Source organism: Chryseobacterium sp. X308, assembly GCF_020733145.1.
GTDB lineage: Bacteria > Bacteroidota > Bacteroidia > Flavobacteriales > Weeksellaceae > Chryseobacterium > Chryseobacterium cupriresistens.
The window spans coordinates 1-17056 of the sequence record NZ_JAJFZH010000004.1; the positions used below are offsets into that span (position 1 = coordinate 1).

General features: G+C 39.1%; 24 protein-coding genes. 16 read left to right on the plus strand and 8 right to left on the minus strand.

Annotated features, from left to right (window positions below; translation table 11 throughout):
- Positions 1-105: 105 nt before the first annotated feature.
- Positions 106-231 carry a hypothetical protein gene (locus LIV57_RS22875; RefSeq protein WP_262908308.1) on the minus strand — a complete coding sequence of 42 codons (126 nt, stop codon included), beginning with the start codon at positions 229-231 and terminating at the stop codon, positions 106-108.
- A 346-nt stretch (positions 232-577) separates the two neighbouring features.
- On the opposite strand from LIV57_RS22875, the gene LIV57_RS06155 reads away from it, so the two are divergent.
- The gene (locus tag LIV57_RS06155) at positions 578-1720 is read left to right on the plus strand and encodes a 1-acyl-sn-glycerol-3-phosphate acyltransferase (RefSeq protein WP_227941888.1); all 1143 of its coding nucleotides are present in this window, start codon (positions 578-580) and stop codon (positions 1718-1720) included.
- Between the two features lie 68 nt (positions 1721-1788).
- On the opposite strand, the gene LIV57_RS06160 is transcribed toward LIV57_RS06155, so the two are convergent.
- On the minus strand, positions 1789-2832 hold the full coding sequence (locus LIV57_RS06160; protein WP_227941889.1) for an alpha/beta fold hydrolase: 1044 nt from the start codon (positions 2830-2832) through the stop codon (positions 1789-1791).
- 212 nt (positions 2833-3044) lie between these two features.
- On the opposite strand from LIV57_RS06160, the gene LIV57_RS06165 reads away from it, so the two are divergent.
- From LIV57_RS06165 to LIV57_RS06175, 3 genes are all read left to right on the plus strand, one after another.
- Entirely contained in the window at positions 3045-3893 is an 849-nt protein-coding gene (locus LIV57_RS06165) for a helix-turn-helix domain-containing protein (RefSeq protein ID WP_227941890.1), read from the plus strand.
- 83 nt (positions 3894-3976) lie between these two features.
- Positions 3977-5161, plus strand: a complete 1185-nt coding sequence (locus LIV57_RS06170) for an FAD-dependent oxidoreductase (protein WP_227941891.1) — start codon at positions 3977-3979, stop codon at positions 5159-5161.
- Positions 5162-5293: 132 nt separating this feature from the next.
- Entirely contained in the window at positions 5294-5839 is a 546-nt protein-coding gene (locus LIV57_RS06175; protein WP_227941892.1) for a hypothetical protein, read from the plus strand.
- 17 nt (positions 5840-5856) lie between these two features.
- Here LIV57_RS06175 and LIV57_RS06180 read toward each other — a convergent pair whose 3' ends face one another.
- The 3 genes from LIV57_RS06180 to LIV57_RS06190 all read right to left on the minus strand — a co-directional run bounded on the left by LIV57_RS06180 (position 5857) and on the right by LIV57_RS06190 (position 8545).
- Positions 5857-6285, minus strand: coding sequence for a DUF3592 domain-containing protein (locus LIV57_RS06180; RefSeq protein ID WP_227941893.1), 429 nt, complete (start codon positions 6283-6285; stop codon positions 5857-5859).
- 112 nt (positions 6286-6397) lie between these two features.
- Positions 6398-7885: a class A beta-lactamase-related serine hydrolase gene (locus LIV57_RS06185; RefSeq protein WP_227941894.1), complete on the minus strand. Its 1488-nt coding sequence runs from the start codon at positions 7883-7885 to the stop codon at positions 6398-6400.
- Positions 7886-7972: 87 nt separating this feature from the next.
- The gene (locus LIV57_RS06190) at positions 7973-8545 is read right to left on the minus strand and encodes a helix-turn-helix domain-containing protein (RefSeq protein ID WP_227941895.1); all 573 of its coding nucleotides are present in this window, start codon (positions 8543-8545) and stop codon (positions 7973-7975) included.
- A gap of 171 nt (positions 8546-8716) precedes the next feature.
- On the opposite strand from LIV57_RS06190, the gene LIV57_RS06195 reads away from it, so the two are divergent.
- Positions 8717-9595 carry a CPBP family intramembrane glutamic endopeptidase gene (locus LIV57_RS06195; protein ID WP_227941896.1) on the plus strand — a complete coding sequence of 293 codons (879 nt, stop codon included), beginning with the start codon at positions 8717-8719 and terminating at the stop codon, positions 9593-9595.
- Between the two features lie 66 nt (positions 9596-9661).
- Here the strand turns inward: LIV57_RS06195 and LIV57_RS06200 are convergent, their stop codons facing one another.
- A complete protein-coding gene (locus LIV57_RS06200) occupies positions 9662-10741 on the minus strand; it encodes a hypothetical protein (protein WP_227941897.1) in 1080 nt (359 codons plus the stop codon).
- A gap of 357 nt (positions 10742-11098) precedes the next feature.
- Between LIV57_RS06200 and LIV57_RS06205 the strand changes: the two genes are divergently transcribed.
- From LIV57_RS06205 to LIV57_RS06255, 11 genes are all read left to right on the plus strand, one after another.
- Positions 11099-11314, plus strand: a complete 216-nt coding sequence (locus LIV57_RS06205; protein ID WP_034697211.1) for a RebB family R body protein — start codon at positions 11099-11101, stop codon at positions 11312-11314.
- 17 nt (positions 11315-11331) lie between these two features.
- Positions 11332-11847: a hypothetical protein gene (locus tag LIV57_RS06210; RefSeq protein ID WP_227941898.1), complete on the plus strand. Its 516-nt coding sequence runs from the start codon at positions 11332-11334 to the stop codon at positions 11845-11847.
- Between the two features lie 38 nt (positions 11848-11885).
- Positions 11886-12074, plus strand: coding sequence for a hypothetical protein (locus tag LIV57_RS06215; RefSeq protein ID WP_227941899.1), 189 nt, complete (start codon positions 11886-11888; stop codon positions 12072-12074).
- Complete coding sequence (locus LIV57_RS06220) at positions 12071-12898, plus strand: hypothetical protein (RefSeq protein WP_227941900.1); 828 nt, start codon at positions 12071-12073, stop codon at positions 12896-12898. Before LIV57_RS06215 ends, LIV57_RS06220 begins: the two co-directional genes overlap by 4 nt.
- 41 nt (positions 12899-12939) lie before the next feature.
- Positions 12940-13323 carry a hypothetical protein gene (locus tag LIV57_RS06225; RefSeq protein ID WP_227941901.1) on the plus strand — a complete coding sequence of 128 codons (384 nt, stop codon included), beginning with the start codon at positions 12940-12942 and terminating at the stop codon, positions 13321-13323.
- A gap of 20 nt (positions 13324-13343) precedes the next feature.
- Positions 13344-13571: a RebB family R body protein gene (locus LIV57_RS06230; RefSeq protein ID WP_137905248.1), complete on the plus strand. Its 228-nt coding sequence runs from the start codon at positions 13344-13346 to the stop codon at positions 13569-13571.
- 461 nt (positions 13572-14032) lie between these two features.
- The gene (locus LIV57_RS06235) at positions 14033-14290 is read left to right on the plus strand and encodes a RebB family R body protein (RefSeq protein WP_110011409.1); all 258 of its coding nucleotides are present in this window, start codon (positions 14033-14035) and stop codon (positions 14288-14290) included.
- Positions 14291-14367: 77 nt separating this feature from the next.
- Positions 14368-14625, plus strand: coding sequence for a RebB family R body protein (locus LIV57_RS06240; protein WP_034697223.1), 258 nt, complete (start codon positions 14368-14370; stop codon positions 14623-14625).
- 77 nt (positions 14626-14702) lie between these two features.
- Positions 14703-14960, plus strand: coding sequence for a RebB family R body protein (locus LIV57_RS06245; protein ID WP_034697225.1), 258 nt, complete (start codon positions 14703-14705; stop codon positions 14958-14960).
- Between the two features lie 86 nt (positions 14961-15046).
- Positions 15047-15304, plus strand: a complete 258-nt coding sequence (locus LIV57_RS06250) for a RebB family R body protein (protein WP_227941902.1) — start codon at positions 15047-15049, stop codon at positions 15302-15304.
- Between the two features lie 84 nt (positions 15305-15388).
- Positions 15389-15652 (plus strand): RebB family R body protein, encoded by a 264-nt coding sequence (locus LIV57_RS06255; protein WP_034697228.1) that lies wholly within the window; start codon positions 15389-15391, stop codon positions 15650-15652.
- Positions 15653-15718: 66 nt separating this feature from the next.
- Here LIV57_RS06255 and LIV57_RS06260 read toward each other — a convergent pair whose 3' ends face one another.
- Together LIV57_RS06260 and LIV57_RS06265 are read right to left on the minus strand one after the other, a co-directional pair.
- Positions 15719-16399 (minus strand): response regulator transcription factor, encoded by a 681-nt coding sequence (locus tag LIV57_RS06260; RefSeq protein WP_227941903.1) that lies wholly within the window; start codon positions 16397-16399, stop codon positions 15719-15721.
- A 9-nt stretch (positions 16400-16408) separates the two neighbouring features.
- Positions 16409-17053 (minus strand): sensor histidine kinase, encoded by a 645-nt coding sequence (locus LIV57_RS06265; protein ID WP_227941904.1) that lies wholly within the window; start codon positions 17051-17053, stop codon positions 16409-16411.
- Positions 17054-17056 lie beyond the last annotated feature (3 nt).

Consider the following 17056-nt stretch of genomic DNA (forward strand, 5'->3'; position numbering starts at 1 on the left):
GGATAAACTAACAGTGTAGATTCCTGCGGAATGACAAGGTGGGCGTTTATTTGTGTGTACGTGAATAGTTACTTGCTTCAACATACTACAGACTATTCACTTAGTCTATCCGCAACGTTTGTCATTCCGGAGGAATCCAGGCATAGAAGCATTCTGATGATAATGAGGATAAACCAACAGTGTAGATTCCTGCGGAATGACAAGGTGGATGTTTATTGTGTACGTATGCATAATTACTTGTTTCAACATACTACAACCTATTCGCTTAGCCTATCCACAGCGTTTGTCATTCCGTAAGAATCCAGGGCATAGAAAGCTTTCTGATGATAAATGAGGATAAACTACTGTTTATATTCCTGCGGAATGACAAAGTGGGCGCTTATTGGTGTGTGTTTGTTTATGTGTTTTATGTGTTTTGTGTGTGCATAGTGAACGGATGAAGGGGGGCGTCAGATACTTATTGTACAGCTGTTTCAACCAACTCCTACGCCCTTCATAATACTTTAACACCCTTTATAGCCTCTCCCCCGATAAATTTTCGTTCTTTTGCAAAAAGTTTTAATTTTTACCTAACCGCATGTCTAAGTTTGATGAAATCCGGTATTTCAATGATCAGGAAGTGAATGAGAGATTACAGAGCATCGCCCGTGATCCCATGATGAAAGCCTTTATGAATTTTACTTTTCCTGATACGGATGAGCAGGTTTGGCTGGAACAGTTTAAGCATGTTCATTCCATCAGTGATTTCCAGCATCAGTTTGTAGCCTTTGCCGTTCGCCAGATCCTTGCAAAAAGTTCTGACGGTTTAACGACTTCTGGTTTTGATAAGCTGGACAAAAGCAATTCTTACCTATTCATCTCGAACCACAGGGATATTGTTCTGGATACTTCACTGCTTAATCTGGTATTGCTGGAAGGAGGTTATGTAATGACTGCTTCTGCCATTGGCGATAATCTTGTCCGTAAAAAGTTCTTAAACGTGCTGGCAAAACTGAACCGGAATTTTTTGGTACAAAGAGGTCTGCCCCTTCGTGAACAACTTACCAGTTCACAGACGATGTCTGAATATATTAAAGAGCTTCTGCTTTACGAAAACCGTTCTGTATGGATTGCCCAGCGTGAAGGCCGTACCAAAAACGGTAACGATTCTACTCAGCAAGGTGTTTTGAAAATGCTTGCCATGGCAGCCGGAGATCAATGTATTACAGATTATTTTAAAACATTAAAGATTGTTCCTATCTCAATCTCCTATGAATATGATCCTACAGATTCCTTAAAAATGCCTCAACTGCTGGCACAACACAGAGATGAGGAATACATTAAAGGGAAAAATGAAGATTTCACCAACATTATCAGCGGAATTCTGGGTCAAAAGAAACGTATTCACCTTCATGCCGGTGATGTTCTGGATAAAGAACTGGATGAAATAGCAGCCAGCATTGATAATAAAAATAAACAGCTGCAGGCCATTGCACAGGTAATTGACCAATCCATCATCAGTAATTATAAGCTTTGGCCGACCAAGTATATTGCGTATGATCTTCTGCACAACACCAATACTTACGCTTCCGAATATACGGAGCAGGAAAAACAGTTATTTGTCCGCAGACTTGAAATGCGTATTGACCCGTCTGATCCTGTTTCCAGAGAGTATTTCCTGGCCATGTATGCCAATCCTTTGGTAAATAAGCTGAAGCTTGAAGAAGAATCTGAAAACTAGTTGAGGATAAAATAAAGATAAAAAACCACTGTATTGAGCAGTGGTTTTTGTTTTATCCTATCAGATTTTTATCTGGTTTGCGACATAGAGTCTACTTCCATAATTGCATCTGCAAATGCTTTTGGAGCTTCCTGTGGCAAATTGTGTCCAATTCCGCCCGTTAAAGTATGATGTGAATATTGACCTGTAAATCTGGAAGCATAACTTTCCGGTGGGGGAAATGCAGCTCCGTTGGCATCACCTTCCAGAGTAACCGTTGGAACTGAAATGGACGGAGATTTTGCCAGCCTGGCTTCAAGTGCATCATATTGCTTTTCTCCTTTTGCCAATCCCAGACGCCAGCGGTAATTATGGATCACGATATCTACATGATCAGGATTATCGAATGCTTTCGCGGAACGCTCGTAGGTCTGGTCATCAAAAGCCCATTTTGGCGAAGCCGTTTTCCAGATCAGTTTATTAAAGGCTAAAGTATTGGCTTTATACCCCTTATACCCTCTTTCCGTTGAAAAATAATACTGATACCACCATAACAACTCGGCATTCGGAGGCAAAGGTTTTTCATTGGCCTTTGGACTTCCAATCAAATAGCCGCTTACCGCTACCAGTCCGATGCATCGTTCAGGCCACAGGGCTGCCATGATATCTGCAGTTCTGGCTCCCCAATCGAAACCACCAATGATGGCCTTATCGATTTTCAGGGCATCCATAAAAGCAATGATATCCAATGCAACAGCACTCTGCTGGCCGTTGCGTTTTGTATTGGGAGAAATAAAGGTCGTTGTACCATATCCTCTTAAATACGGGACCAGAACACGGTAACCTTTTTCAGCAAGTATAGCGGAGGACTCTTCAAAACTATGGATATCATAGGGCCATCCATGAAGAAGGATAACCGGTTTTCCATTGGCCGGACCCACTTCTGCATACCCAACGTTCAATAACCCGGCTTTTATTTGTTTTGTGTTCTGAAAAGCGGATCTGATGTTTTCCGCATCTTTATCACCCGTGGTATATGTCTGTGCGTGTAAAGACAATAATCCTGTTCCCATAAAAATAATCAGGGACAAAACGAATTGTATTTTTTTACTGAAGTTCAATGTAGTATTCATAATAGTGATGTTTTGTGATGGTAAAATTATGGTAAAGCCAAGCCGGAAGTAAGTGCAAATACGTTAACAAGGTCACATTAAACGGTGAATCCTGAATTTCGGGCGGTAAACCGGACAGGAAGATAGGATATTGGCAAGACACTCTAAAGTCCTGTTCATCATTCATTACTTATGATTTATCACGTATCTTCGTAAGGTTTAGATCTGATGATATGAAAAAAGTAATTCCTTCCCATCACAATCAACTGGAAAATTCAGCGGTGAAACTGATGCCGTTATCCATTTTTCATGAGAAACAGGCAGAAATTCACAGGGATGATCATTATATGTTTATTCTTCAGCAGAAAGGAGACTTTGTGATAGAAATAGACTTTAAGAGGATAGAATTGAAAGGTTCTTCCCTGTGTTTTGCCGGCCCCGGGCAAATCCATCAGTACATTCATCAGAAAGATAACGAAGGATGGTTTTTATTTGTAGAAGCTGAACTTATTCCTGAATCTTACCGGGAAATACTGGATCTGCACCAATGGCTTCATCAGTCTTCGGCTGTTATGGAAAATGATATTATTTTTGACCTGCCTCCCCTGTTTGAAAAAGCTGAAAATGATCCGGCATTACCTATTGCTTCCATCAAAAGAGCATTGGCTGAATCTGCTGTCGGAATTATGATTTCAAAAATTTCAAGCGTTGATACAGAAGGCTTTAAGCATCATGCACAAAGATATTCGATTACAAGACAATTTAAGAAGCTGATCACAGATCACTTCAGAAATACCAAACAGGTACAGCAGTATGCAGATTTCCTCAATATAACTCCGCTTTATCTGAATGAAGCGGTAAAAGATGTCACCGGATATCCTGCCAGCTTCTGGATACAACAGAAAGTTTTGTGGGAAGCCCGGCGCCTGCTGTTTTATACCAGTATGGATGTAAAACAAGTTGCCTTTGAACTGGGCTATGATGATCCTGTTTATTTTTCACGCTTCTTTAAAAAAAGAACGGGGATGACTGCTTTACAGTTCAGAGCTAAAAACCATGATCTGTCCCATCATCACCATTAAATACCTCTCGGACTCCACGGTTGCAGATTCTAATTTTGCCCTTATCAATCATTAAAAACAAATAACACGATTGATCAACAATTATGATGATACAACAACTGAAAAGCAAACGTATTGCTGTTATAGGAGCCGGACTGGGAGGTCTGTGTCTTGCTCAGCGCTTACAGAAGAATGGAATATCCTGTACCGTATTTGAAAAAGATGCTGCCATAAACACACGTTCACAAGGATATAGAATCAGAGTCAATGAGCCTGGCAGAAAAGCCTTACAGGAATGTCTTCCGGAGAATTTGTATAGTTTATTCCTTAACACCTGTGCTGCAAGCTACAGCGGAATGAAGGTTTTGACAACAACGCTTGAAAGTTCCCGAAATACACTGGTAGAATCCTGGAGTGACGGTGTAAAAGAAATGCCTGACCTGAAACCCAACCGTCTGACATTGCGTGAAATTTTACTGCAGGGATTACAGGCTCATATCTGCTTTGGGAAGGAACTCACAGACTGGAAAGAATCAGAAAGCGGTGAAGTGGAGCTTACATTTGCAGACGGTTCCACCTATACCGCAGATCTTGTAGTAGCAGCCGATGGTGTTCATTCCAGAATCGGAAAGGAGTATTGCAAAGACAAAAAGATCAATACCGGGAATATTACCATCTATGGAAGAACTTTTTATTCCCCGGAAGCTCAGAAAGCTATTGCCCGGGAATTGCAGGAAGGAACGTCTGTGATTATTGGCGACCGGTTTTCTTTAATTACAGATTTTATGACCTTTGATTTTTCCAGAAAAGAAACATCATGGGACCTTCTCAGCCCGTTTTCCGATTATTTTTATTGGGCATTCATCGGGAATCCTCAGGCTTTCGGAATGGTAAAATCCGATTTTTACAGCTTATCAGCAGAAGAAATTTTGAATGCTATTAATAAAGTAACCTGTCTGTGGCACCCGCAGCTTAAGGCATTATTTCATTATGCTGATCTTTCTTCATTATCCGTAACCCCTATCCGGTCTTCTTTACCAAAAGAACAGTGGAAGTCCGGAAATATTACAGCACTGGGTGATGCCGTTCATACAATGAGCCCTGCAGGAGGAGTCGGAGCTAATACGGCCTTTGCAGATGCTGCCCTTTTAACCAATTATTTGATCAGCAGAAACAGTATTCAGACAGCTGTTACCGATTACGAAAAACAAATGATCATATATAGTAACCAGGCTATTGAAATGTCTCTGGAAGGTGGAGAGATTCTGCATGGCATCAATGAAGATTAAGGGGATAAAGAATCATTGTATAGCAGCTTTCCTCTTTTGTCAGAATTTAGTTGATCCATAGCTTTTTTCCGGCAATAGTATCTTTATTATTTTTTCTAAAGTATTATCTTCGTATCTGAAAAAATTGTCAAAATGAAGAAATTCCTATTGCTGGCTTCGGCTGTATTCGTTCTCCATTCATGTGTGGTAAGAACAGCGACTAAAGTGGTTTCCGGAGCGGTAAATTTAAGTTACAAAGCGGTAAAGGGAACCGTTAACGGAATCAGCTGGGCAGTGAGCAAAGCAAAGGGGAAAATTGATGAAGACCGTCTGGATGGTACCTGGAAAGTAGTGGGCGTCTACCGTGGTTCTTTTGAGGATTTTTCAAAAGATCAGAATCCGGACGGAACATTTACTTCGGAATGTACGGAAGGTTTTGATCAGATTGTTTTCAAGGCTAAGAGGTCCAAATTCAAGCCCGTACATTGCAGCACACAGGATGAAGATTGGGTAAAATATTCAATGGAATTCGGAAAAAATCCTTCAACGAAAGAAAAGGAGAATTATATCGAATACAATTCCAATAGCTATATTTCCGTTATCGATGTAACCAATAAAACAATGGTGCTGGAAGGTAATCTGATGCCTAAACTGGGATTTTCCGGTGGTAAATTATATCTTCTTGAAAAAGTAAAATAGAAATATGGAAGAGCAGATTATTTCAGAAACCGTTCTGCAATAAAATACCCGCTTCCCACTACCAGTAACGGCAGTGCTATTGAGATCAGGATTAAAGGCCAGGCAAAAATTCTGAAATAGGTATATAAACTTACTGAGGAAGGATCTTCAGGATCATAGATCACAGTTTCTGTTTCCCCAACGGCCCATGCCGAGGGATTGGTTCCTTCCGCCAGTTCAAAAGTATAGTCTATATTGTTTTGCGCGCGGAAGGTAAAGACAGGACTGAATACGGTTCCCTCTGATTCATATTCCCTTAATGAGGTAACGGTTGCCGTTGCCTTTTCTGCTTTTTTCAGGAATGAAAGAGTATTTTTGAAGCTTAATAATGCTGCCGCAAACAGAATGATTCCTGCTGCAAGGATGAGATAATATTGCCACATAGCTTTCGTTTTTTTTCTGTTCATCGTATTGCATCCTGAAAACAAATCTTTTGATTATCTTTCTTGTTTTCAGATTGATACCCCGAAGATACAAAGATTTATCACAACATTATTTAAACCTGAAAAAACCAATCTGTTATCTGGTTTCTATATCTACAATTTTCTTTCCTTCCTTACCCAGATAATGGAGAACCAGCTTCTCATACACTTTATAACCATCATCAATATTGGTAAAAATTATAATTCCCTTACCTGAACCCGGTATTATGATGGCAATACATCGTGTTCCCTGATCAGCTCCGCTGTGTGACAAGGCATAATCACCGTTTCCAAGGTCATATATCTCGAACCCCAGGCCGAAATATTTTTGATCTTTTACTTTGACCTGTTTTTTGATCATTTCCTGAAAAACATCCGGTTTCAGGTTCTTCCCTTTCATGACACTCCCCATAAAGTTGCCGTAATCTTCAACCGTAGTATGGAGATCATCAGCCGCATTGGCCGTTTTGTTTTTTTCGGTTGGATAAGCTTTTCCATCTTTATCATATCCTATAGCAAATCTTGATTCATCGGTATTCTGATCCCAGATATAATGGGTATTTTTCATTCTCAGTGGCTGAAAAATAAGTTCTTTCGCAAGCTGATCGAGCGATTTTCCAAACTTCTTTTCCAGTGCTTTCCGAAGGTATTCAAAACCTTCTCCCGAGTATTGGTATCTGGTGCCGGGGTCAAACTGAAAGTTCAGTTTTTTATCGGCATTCATCCATCTCCAGTTGGGAAAACCTGTCTGATGGCTCAGGATCATTCTGGTCCTTAATTTTGTATGCCTTGGATCATTCGAAATATCGGGATCTATCCAGTAGGAATCAAGAGGTTCATCAAGCTTCCATTTCCCAAGACTTACCAATCGTAATACAACCATTGCCGTAACAGGTTTTGTAAGTGATGCTACATTAAAAAAAGTATTGAGCGGAGCTGAAATTCCTTTCTTTATTTCGCCAAAAACTTTCACCTGCTGCAACTTTCCTCCTTCTATAATTCCTAATCCCAGGGCAGGAATATTATTCTCTTTCAGCCAGCTTTGCATCGACTGATCGTTATCAAACATCCTTTCACTATCGGTAGTCTGCTTCGGATGATGATTAAAACTCAATGAATTTTTAAGCTTCCACTCATTATTTTCCAGCATCCATAAATGAGTAAATTTTGCTTCCCCGACTAGTTTCTCAGCTTGGCTTCCCATCTTTTCATAAAAAAGGTGATCTCCGTTCTGAATAGCAGCGTAAATCTTCCCATCTTTATACATGGGATAAACTTCTGTGCTTTTATCAACAAGCACTCTTTTGAGCTGATAGGTCTCCGGGGATTTGCATAATCCGTTTTTAAAATCAATGATAAATTTTTCCCTGTCCTCAAAACCGCCTTTATCGTGATAAAATTCAAACTTTTCGCTTAACAGGTTTTCCATCAGTTTAATGTTGCAGGTATTGTAGCCCACAGAAAAAAACACGCTGTCTTTCGACATAATGGTTTTATACAGAGGATCTGTTTTTTCTGTTTGTGCCTGCGTGATATTCATCAACAGCATAAAAAAAGGAAGGAAGAATTTTGAAGACTTTGTCATTGTTATTTTTTTGACAAAGATTCTACTTCATTTTCTTTTTTGGGTAAAAAAGAACCCGACAAAAACCCGACAAAGTCCTGACAGGTTTTATATCATACTGAATTTCAGCCTGAAATAAAGTTTTTTATTCTTATCTATCTCGGCTGCATTCCGAAGGATAATAAATACATTGGAGAGAACAATGAGGATCATCAGGATCAGGGTAAACTGTTTTCCGAACTTTAAAAAGATGCCGAGCATGAAGGTAATAGGCGCCATCACTGTCCAGATCATCTGAACGGAAATAATCTGTCTTGCAAGACTGTTTCTCTGCTTCATACTATGCATGAGAATAAGTGGCACAAAAATATTGAGTGGCGGTAAAAGAGTAAATATTAACGAGGAAAGGTTAATGATTTTAATGTATGAATAATTGATTGGAGCTTCCTCTTCTTTTACTTCTATTTCAACCTCATCTGTTTCTGAAATTATTTGTGGTTGGTCCTGCTGCAATTCAATCTCTTCTATTCCTAAGGCCTGAGCCAGTGCTCTGAGGGTATGTCCTTTAGGTTCTGTTCCCGATTCTATACGTTGAATGGTTCTTACAGAAATTTTTGATTGTTCTGACAGCTCTTCCTGGGTCAGGTTCTTTTGTTCTCTTATGGCTTTTAGCTTGGACATCGTTTAGGTATTCGGAAAATATTTTAGCTAATTTACTGTTTTCATTATTAAAATCTTTTCTTACATCCGCTGATGTTTAAATTATTATTAATATAAAAAATAAGTGTATTTTTATTTAAAAATAACTTTCTATTTTTCAGTCATTTATAAACTTTAGCACCAGATCAGTTTATGGAAAATACAATATCCAAATCCGAAGTCAGGAAGAATATTGCCACTTATCTCATTCTTACCCTGCTTTTCTGTCTTCCTGTTTATTATATGTGTATCAGCACCGGAAAACTTGGCGGCGGAATAATCTCTTATGCAACCATTGTCATGTGGTGTCCCGCTATTGCTGCATTTCTTACCTGCCGTATCCGAAATATCCCCATTTCTTCCCTGGGATGGAAGTGGGAACCAACAAAATACCAGATAATGGCCTATTGTATTCCCGTTCTTTATAGTTTGGTACCTTACCTCATCATCTGGATCAGTGGTGCCGGCGGCTTTTATAATCATGAATTTGTAGCGGAAATTGGCAAAGGAATGGGCTGGAACCTTCCAGATGGTCTCACGATCATTCTGTATGTTATTCTGATGAGCAGTTTTGGCATGGTACGTTCAGTAGGCTCTGCACTGGGAGAAGAGATAGGCTGGCGTGGTCTTCTGACGCCTCAATTGGCCAAGATCAATTCCTATACCGCTACTTCTCTTTGGATGGGTGTAATCTGGTCGATCTACCATTATCCTCTTCTGCTTTTCTCCAATTATAATACAGGCGGCCCCAAATGGCTGGCTCTTACGTGTTTTACGGTGATGATATTTGCCGCTTGTTTCATCTTTACATGGTTAAGATTAAAATCCGGAAGTTTATGGACAGGTGTTATTTTACATGCCAGTCATAACCTTTTTATCCAGTCTATTTTTACACCTCTTACTGTAGATACAGGAAACACCAACTATTATATTGATGAGTTTGGTATTGCCCTGCCTATTGCTACAGCTGTTGTGGCTTATTTCTTCTGGAGAAAGAGAAAAGAACTGGAGAATCATCCATTTTCAGCATAATCTGTTTATTAAAAAGACAGCCTTTTATTGAAAGGGCTGTCTTTTAATATATTAATTCTGAAAAATCTATTCCGGATTAATTACTTCAATAAGGCGTATTCTGCTGAGCAAACTTTGAAATATTTCCTGAGTATCTCTGCTCTCCCCTAACGAAATACTTAATCCTTCCCCTTCCTTATCTTCATTTTTAAGACCTATTCTACCTGCTTTTTGTCCTTCACTATTACTTATTTCTTCAACCAATATTTCGTTGTCTTCAAACCATGATTTAATTTTTGCTACCGCAGAATTACTATTTTTGGATGTTCTTTGTAAAACTAACTGCTCCGGATTTCCTAAGAATCCTTTAGCATTCTTATTCAATACAAACTGCACGAGAAATTTAAACTGATGCCTGTCAGGTCTCGCATACCATCTGGCCTGGCTGTATCCGCCCAAATGGTGCCTAACGGGTATCTCATTTGGTATATTATTGTTGGCAAATACTTTTGTATTCATTATTTCATGATTGAAAGTAAGATCAGTTTTTATATTTCCGCCCTCTGCCCTATATTTTTCTGCCCATTCACTTATTCCTTTAAACTCTGTTTCTCCCATTGTTCTGTAGAATGTCATCGTCTGGAGATCAGGAGTGCCTTGTGTTTCATTTCTCAATAAATCAAGTCTTTGCCTCATAAATTCTTTACTTTTACTTCCCTTATCCCATCTTCTTTCATGAAATTTTTTGATAAAAAACAATTGCTGCAGATCCCGATATACGGAAGCTGTAATGACCTTGGCATTCATAATGATATTAACTTCATATCTCTCCTTTTCACTGACATCCCCGTACTTTTCCTTTCTTTCTTTTTCATATTTGTCACTTTCCCATTGATCATGGTTGAATTTATAGTCTCCTTCAGATAGATAATCTGCATTATAAATATCAAGCACCAGAATGATATCTTTTATATCTCCTCCCATCAGTTCCAGGGTTTCCAGCATCTTTCTTTCGCTTTCCCTGTTTCCGATGAAATAGGTATTGAAAACTTCTCTCACAGTCATTATTTTTATCTGTCCGTTTTTCAGCCTGACTCCTATCCTGGCTTTTTCATTTGTTCCTTTTGCACTGAAAAACAAATTATTGTATTTTCCTATAATGCTCATAATAGTTTTTATTTAAGGTTATTTATTTGATTTCTGGAGTTTACACCAATATTAATAACACAAATTTCCGCGGAAACATTCTGACTCGTTAAAGGGGAAAAACCCATTTTCAGAAATTCAGGGTTTACCCGTATTCCCAGATGATGTATTTGTTTATTTAACTATGTAAACGCTTAACTATAATAAAGACTCTTGATTAAAAATTCACCCATAAGAGAATTCCCTTATTTTTTAAAATTCCGTTTTTTCCCTTAATGAAGATTTATTCTGATTGCTGAAATTTGTATCAGACAAAAGAGATCAACAATCTCATAGTCAACATTTAGTTTAAAAATAGTAACCCATTAAACCCAGAATATGGCAGAAACAGTAAACACCCAGACTACAGATGCAGTAACGCAGACTAACGTTACGGTACTTGGTGAGTCTCCCGCACAGGCTATGAGTATGCTTTACCAGATGGCCACCCATGCCAGTGGAATTTCCATTCAGAATTCTGTGACAAACCAGCAGAACTTGAACCAGCTCAACCCTGCGATTGTTGCAGATGCCATTAAAATTTTAAAAGGATAATTTAAAACCTTACCATCATGAGTGAAAACAACAGTGAAACCCAACAATCCCAGGCGGCCAATGCTACCACTCCGGCGGAGAAAGCTGTAGTATTTGTGAACAGTGAGGTACTGGCTCCGCCTAAAGCTTCTCCAATGACCGGAGTAACCAAAGTAATGATAGAACAGTCTACAGGAATGATGGTTCAGGATTTACAGTCTTTTTTAAAAGGATTTGAGCAGGTAGGTCTTATTGCATTGAGCAGACTGGCCAATAATCTACTGACCTATGGAACCACTTTCGGGCCGGCGCCGGGGAGTAAAGAAACTTCTGTTCAGATGGCTGAAAATATTCAGGGTCAGGATGCAGGAAAAGGCAATGAAATGATGAAAGACTTATTCAAAATGGTAAGTGATTATGCTGAAGTAAAGGCAAAAATTTCCAATACGATCTATAATGTCAACGCGCTTCCTGTCTCAGAAGCACTTCCTTCTCCCCCATCCTATACGGAAGTTTCCTCTGAAGATGAAGATCCCGAAAAAAAAAACGGGTAGATCCGGTTCCGGAAGAAGTCTCCTCAGAAACAGAAAGTATGAGAAAAAGCTTTATCACGGCTGATCATGGGGGAAAATTAGTATTAAAGTCGGTTAAACTGACACAGCCACTTGTAAAACCGGAGATCAAAGAAGCGGTAATTCCTTCGGTCGAAACTGAAGGTGATCCCAAGAAAAAAACAATAATAGCCCAGCTCATTGAAAAAATTAAAATAAATAAAAGATGAATTATTCCTCAGTAACCAAACCCGCCAAAATTTTAAATCTGGAAAGCTTAGATGATTTAAATGAAAGACTTTATCTGCTCAAAAGCAATGAAATCAGTTATCTGGACACCAAAAGTTCAGAACCTAAAAAGACGGAGCACAATTCGGAACGATTTGTATTTAATCTTCAGACATCAGACATTAATATTCAACCGTCTTTACGACTGGTTAACTGCATCGGCAGAGGAGGCAAAAGGTACAACCATTTTCAGTCTTTTGTAGTGGAACCTAAAGATAAATCGACAGGAATTGCCGTAATCATGGTCAAGCTGGATGATCCAAAAGTATTTTACTGCAATGTAAGAATCCTGCCTCTTACCACCCTGAACGAAATTGCAGTTCCTGATTATGATTCAAAACTTCTCACGATCAATCTTGAAAGATCAAAATGGATACTGAAATCAGATATTACGATTACTCCATCTAATACGGGTGAAGCTCAGTATTCCGTACATGACGTGGATGTAAGTGCCATTTCCGAACTGGTTACCCAGGATGAGATGGTTGCCTTAAAAAGAGAACTGGAATTTCAGGCCTCCAAGCTCATCGCCCATTATTTTCAGGAAATTCTGAGTATCATAGTAAATGAAGTTCCATCCGGCAGTAAATCTCTGATTATTCCGGATGATTATATCCTGACCCTTCCTCCGCATCAGTTAAAAGAAATGCTGACTGCCAGCGCTATCTCTGCATGTATTGCTTTAGAAATTACAGGTTATAACGTTGTTAAAGACCTCAACCGGGATTGGAAATCTGCTTCTGCATTTATTAACTATCTGCTGTAACAAGACATTTTTATTCTTTACAATAGTATAAAACAATAAGTATGTGTAAAAGAATCCGCAAGAAAGCTCCTGCTCCCCAACCTCCGGTACCTGTAACGGAACCTGAGATGGTGGAAAAAGAAATCATGCCTTTTGTGTTAAGACATGAAGATGAAATTATCAGTTATATCAGGGACAAAGCTGTCAAAGAGACCATGAAGTCGCTTGCCCCTCTCCTGGAAAAACTGGAAGAAGCCGTAAAACAGCACGAAGCAGCCCCTGTTCCTGTTGCTGCTCCTCCACCGCCTGAAACCCCTGTCATGAATTATGAAGAACAGCTGAAAAAGCTGCAGGAAGCCTCTACAGCAAAGGTAAAGGAGAAAGAACTTAAAATAATGGAGCGGATGAATAAGCTGAATACAAGATTGGGTAATATCAAACCTTAGAACCACCAAAACGAATTAATATGAACGAAATTGATACAATCGTTACCGGAATGTCTACCGCAGTACCTCAGGCTATTTCCGCACAGGTAAGCGCACATTCCACCGGACAGATGCAAATCAATTCTGCATTGAATCAGCAACGGAATGCTATGACCGGGATCAGCCATTATGTGATGGGATTAAAAAAAATGAGTCCCAAAAATATAAAAATAAAGGAATTGGAGTCATTTAGAAAACAGCGTTTCTAATTCCGGCTCCACAACTACGGATGCGGTTTATTTCTCTGCAAAGATGAAATCCGGTGCCCTCAGCATATATACAATCAGGTCAACATTTATTTTTGCACCGCCTTTCAGATGCTGTCGATGTACAAAAGCAATCATTCAGAATCCATCGTTAGCCCAAAGGAATCCGGCATTGACAGCATACCTGCAGCAGGAATTTATTTTTAAGACAGATATTAAAAATAAGACCGCATCCTTTTTAGAAAAAATATGCTTTAAACTCGCGCAGATTTTACAGACAGGGGTTTCAGCCATTGTATTCAGAGCCACCCTTCAGAGCCAATTTATTCATAACCTGTCTATACCAATGTTTTTGAAACGCATTGATCTGCAGGATCTGTGGTGAGTTTAAAACCCAGATATAAACTAGTTTACTTCAATAATTTATTAACCGAGATCCGATCTCAAAAAAAACAATTACCATTATGCCAGTTAATGAACAAATCACAGACGCAGTAACACAATCGAACGTAAAAGTAGTGGGAGAATCTCCTGCAATGGCACTAGCCAACGTGTATCAATCTGCAGCCCATTCTACAGGAATCATGTTTGAAAATGCGGTAAACACGCAAAATCAGCAGAATATTTTAGGCCAGGCGGCAACCACTCAGGGAATCCTGCAGATCTATAGCCTGGACACTGTAGCAGACGCAGTATCTATGGCTAAGATTCTTAAGCCTTAATTTTTAAACTTTTTGATAAAAGTAATCACCTCAGCCGGAAAGCCCGGTTGTTTTTAACCCAATAAATCATCATCATTATGCCAGTTAATGAACAAATCACAGACGCAGTAACGCAGTCTAACGTAAAAGTAGTGGCAGAATCTCCTGCAATGGCGTTAAGTAATGTGTATCAATCTGCTGCACATTCTACAGGAATTATGTTTGAAAATGCGACCAACGCTCAAAATCAGCATAATATTGTTACCCAGGCAGCCACTACACAGGGTGTAACTCAAATCTACAGCAAAGATACCATCGCTGATGCTCTTTCTATTGCTAAAATTCTTAAACCTTAATCAGATTTTGCCTACCGCAGAATAAATTAACCCACCGGAAAACCCGGTAATTTTAATCAAAATAAACAATAATCATTATGCCAGTAAACGAAAAAATCACAGACGCAGTAACGCAATCCAACGTAAAAGTAGTAGCAGAATCTCCTGCAATGGCTCTAAGTAACGTATATCAGTCAGCAGCACATTCTACAGGAATTATGTTTGAAAATGCAATCAACACTCAAAACCAGCAAAATATTGTTACCCAGGCAGCGACTACACAGGGAGTAACTCAAATCTACAGTCTGGATACGATAGCCGATGCGGTTTCTATTGCTAAAATCCTTACTCCGTAATCACTTTTTTACGAACCTATTATAATCAATTATCCGAACAACCGGAAACTCCGGTTGTTTTTTAACCTCAATAAACAATAATCATTATGCCAGTAAACGAACAAATCACAGACGCGGTAACGCAATCCAACGTAAAAGTAGTAGCAGAATCTCCTGCCATAGCGATGGCCAACGTATATCAATCAGCAGCTCATTCTACGGGAATTCTTTTTGAAAATGCAGTGAATACCCAGAACCAGCAAAACATTGTTACTCAGGCGGCAACTACACAGGGTATTGCACAGATCTACAGCCTGGATACTGTGGCTGATGCAGTTTCAATCGCTAAAATCCTTAATCCTTAATTCGTTTTTGCGAATAGCTTAAATATCATTATCCGAACAACCGGAAATTCCGGTTGTTTTTAACCCAAATAAACAATAATCATTATGCCAGTAAACGAACAAATCACAGACGCAGTAACGCAATCGAACGTAAAAGTAGTAGGAGAATCTCCTGCAATGGCTTTGGCCAACGTGTATCAATCTGCAGCCCATTCTACAGGAATTATGTTTGAAAATGCAGTGAATGCACAAAACCAGCAGAACATCTTAGGTCAGGCAGCCACTACACAGGGTGTTATCCAGATCTACAGCCTAGATACAGTGGCAGATGCCGTTTCTATCGCTAAAATATTACATCCTAAATTATAGTGTTTTTTTAGATTTCTTGTGATCAGGGAGTACTTTGAAGTGCTCCCTGATTCTTTTTGGATCAGACTATTTATCGAACAATATGATTTCATCCGGATCTATTACCTTATTCTGTACGGCATAAATAACAAGTCCGGCCATATTTTTCACGCCGGTTTTAATCATGAGATTAGTCTTGTGGGTTTCTACTGTTTTGGGTGAAATAAACAGAGAATCTGCAATTTCTTTGGTACTCAGCTGCTGGCAGACTAGTCTTAAAACATCAATTTCCCTGTCTGTCAGTTCATTTTTGGAGAACGCGTGAAACTCCGGCAGTTTATTGGAAAGCTGGGTTCTCATCACATCGATCTGATCATTGGAAAAGTAATGCCCTGTATGATAAACCGCCTTTATAACAGATAATAATTCCTCCAGTTCAATTTCTTTAGGCAAAAAAGCATGCGCTCCCAGCTTCAGCATCTGCCCCATGAATGAGCGGCGGTAGAAGCTGGTAAGAACAATGATTTTTGTTTCACTTTCTTTTTGAGCCAGTTCGGCCATTACTTCAAGACCGTCACCGTTGCTCATTCTCAGATCCAGAATCAGGATATCTAAAGAAACAAAATCCTTTTCTTTAAGAAACTGATATCCTCCCGTTGAGGTAAGTACAACCTGATAATCTCCATTGTTTTCAATATAATTTTTCAAAAGCTGTACAAACAGCAGGTCATCATCTACAATTCCGATTTTAATTTTTGAGTGTTCCATGTTTATTTTTTATTGTATTGCCATACAGGCAATGAATTTTGTGCCTTTTTCAGGCTGGGTTTTAAGTTTATAGATGGCTTTAATTTTTTGAGCTCTGGACTGAATATTCTTCAGCCCGATCCCTCCTGACTGGTTTTCAATAGCGAACCCACGGCCGTTATCCTCTATGGTTAATATTAAATAATTCAGAGAGATTCTCAGTGAGACATCTACTCTGGTAGCTTCGGCATGCTTTAAAATATTGGTGATCAGTTCCTGAACAATTCTGAAAAGATTTAGTTTTACAGGGTTGCTGATCGGGGTTCTGACCGTCATATGACTGAAAACGACCTCTATATTTTTATTGATCTGATCAAGATAATCTGCAATTAAATCTTCCAGTTCTATCTCATCGAGATCAGGCGGCGTAAGATTATGAGATAACTCCCGGATCAGCTGCATCGATTTCTTTAAATCACGATTCAATTCTTCCGGTTTTTTATCATTGATATTCAAACGGATAAGATTCAATTGTGAGATAATATTATCATGAAGTTCTTCTGCCAGCCTTTCTCTGTCCTGTTCCTGTACCAGCAGCATATTTTCCCGATATTCTTTTTGGGTGTTCCGGACCAGCTTTGAGACTTTCTGTTTATTTTTCTTTATACTTTTCAAGTA

Excerpts from the sequence above, each read along its gene's own strand:
- LIV57_RS22875 (WP_262908308.1), bottom strand. The coding sequence starts at position 231 with ATGCATACGTACACAATAAACATCCACCTTGTCATTCCGCAGGAATCT.
- LIV57_RS06155 (WP_227941888.1), top strand. The coding sequence starts at position 578 with ATGTCTAAGTTTGATGAAATCCGGTATTTCAATGATCAGGAAGTGAAT.
- LIV57_RS06160 (WP_227941889.1), bottom strand. The coding sequence starts at position 2,832 with ATGAATACTACATTGAACTTCAGTAAAAAAATACAATTCGTTTTGTCC.
- LIV57_RS06165 (WP_227941890.1), top strand. The coding sequence starts at position 3,045 with ATGAAAAAAGTAATTCCTTCCCATCACAATCAACTGGAAAATTCAGCG.
- LIV57_RS06170 (WP_227941891.1), top strand. The coding sequence starts at position 3,977 with ATGATGATACAACAACTGAAAAGCAAACGTATTGCTGTTATAGGAGCC.
- LIV57_RS06175 (WP_227941892.1), top strand. The coding sequence starts at position 5,294 with ATGAAGAAATTCCTATTGCTGGCTTCGGCTGTATTCGTTCTCCATTCA.
- LIV57_RS06180 (WP_227941893.1), bottom strand. The coding sequence starts at position 6,285 with ATGAACAGAAAAAAAACGAAAGCTATGTGGCAATATTATCTCATCCTT.
- LIV57_RS06185 (WP_227941894.1), bottom strand. The coding sequence starts at position 7,885 with ATGACAAAGTCTTCAAAATTCTTCCTTCCTTTTTTTATGCTGTTGATG.
- LIV57_RS06190 (WP_227941895.1), bottom strand. The coding sequence starts at position 8,545 with ATGTCCAAGCTAAAAGCCATAAGAGAACAAAAGAACCTGACCCAGGAA.
- LIV57_RS06195 (WP_227941896.1), top strand. The coding sequence starts at position 8,717 with ATGGAAAATACAATATCCAAATCCGAAGTCAGGAAGAATATTGCCACT.
- LIV57_RS06200 (WP_227941897.1), bottom strand. The coding sequence starts at position 10,741 with ATGAGCATTATAGGAAAATACAATAATTTGTTTTTCAGTGCAAAAGGA.
- LIV57_RS06205 (WP_034697211.1), top strand. The coding sequence starts at position 11,099 with ATGGCAGAAACAGTAAACACCCAGACTACAGATGCAGTAACGCAGACT.
- LIV57_RS06210 (WP_227941898.1), top strand. The coding sequence starts at position 11,332 with ATGAGTGAAAACAACAGTGAAACCCAACAATCCCAGGCGGCCAATGCT.
- LIV57_RS06215 (WP_227941899.1), top strand. The coding sequence starts at position 11,886 with ATGAGAAAAAGCTTTATCACGGCTGATCATGGGGGAAAATTAGTATTA.
- LIV57_RS06220 (WP_227941900.1), top strand. The coding sequence starts at position 12,071 with ATGAATTATTCCTCAGTAACCAAACCCGCCAAAATTTTAAATCTGGAA.
- LIV57_RS06225 (WP_227941901.1), top strand. The coding sequence starts at position 12,940 with ATGTGTAAAAGAATCCGCAAGAAAGCTCCTGCTCCCCAACCTCCGGTA.
- LIV57_RS06230 (WP_137905248.1), top strand. The coding sequence starts at position 13,344 with ATGAACGAAATTGATACAATCGTTACCGGAATGTCTACCGCAGTACCT.
- LIV57_RS06235 (WP_110011409.1), top strand. The coding sequence starts at position 14,033 with ATGCCAGTTAATGAACAAATCACAGACGCAGTAACACAATCGAACGTA.
- LIV57_RS06240 (WP_034697223.1), top strand. The coding sequence starts at position 14,368 with ATGCCAGTTAATGAACAAATCACAGACGCAGTAACGCAGTCTAACGTA.
- LIV57_RS06245 (WP_034697225.1), top strand. The coding sequence starts at position 14,703 with ATGCCAGTAAACGAAAAAATCACAGACGCAGTAACGCAATCCAACGTA.
- LIV57_RS06250 (WP_227941902.1), top strand. The coding sequence starts at position 15,047 with ATGCCAGTAAACGAACAAATCACAGACGCGGTAACGCAATCCAACGTA.
- LIV57_RS06255 (WP_034697228.1), top strand. The coding sequence starts at position 15,389 with ATGCCAGTAAACGAACAAATCACAGACGCAGTAACGCAATCGAACGTA.
- LIV57_RS06260 (WP_227941903.1), bottom strand. The coding sequence starts at position 16,399 with ATGGAACACTCAAAAATTAAAATCGGAATTGTAGATGATGACCTGCTG.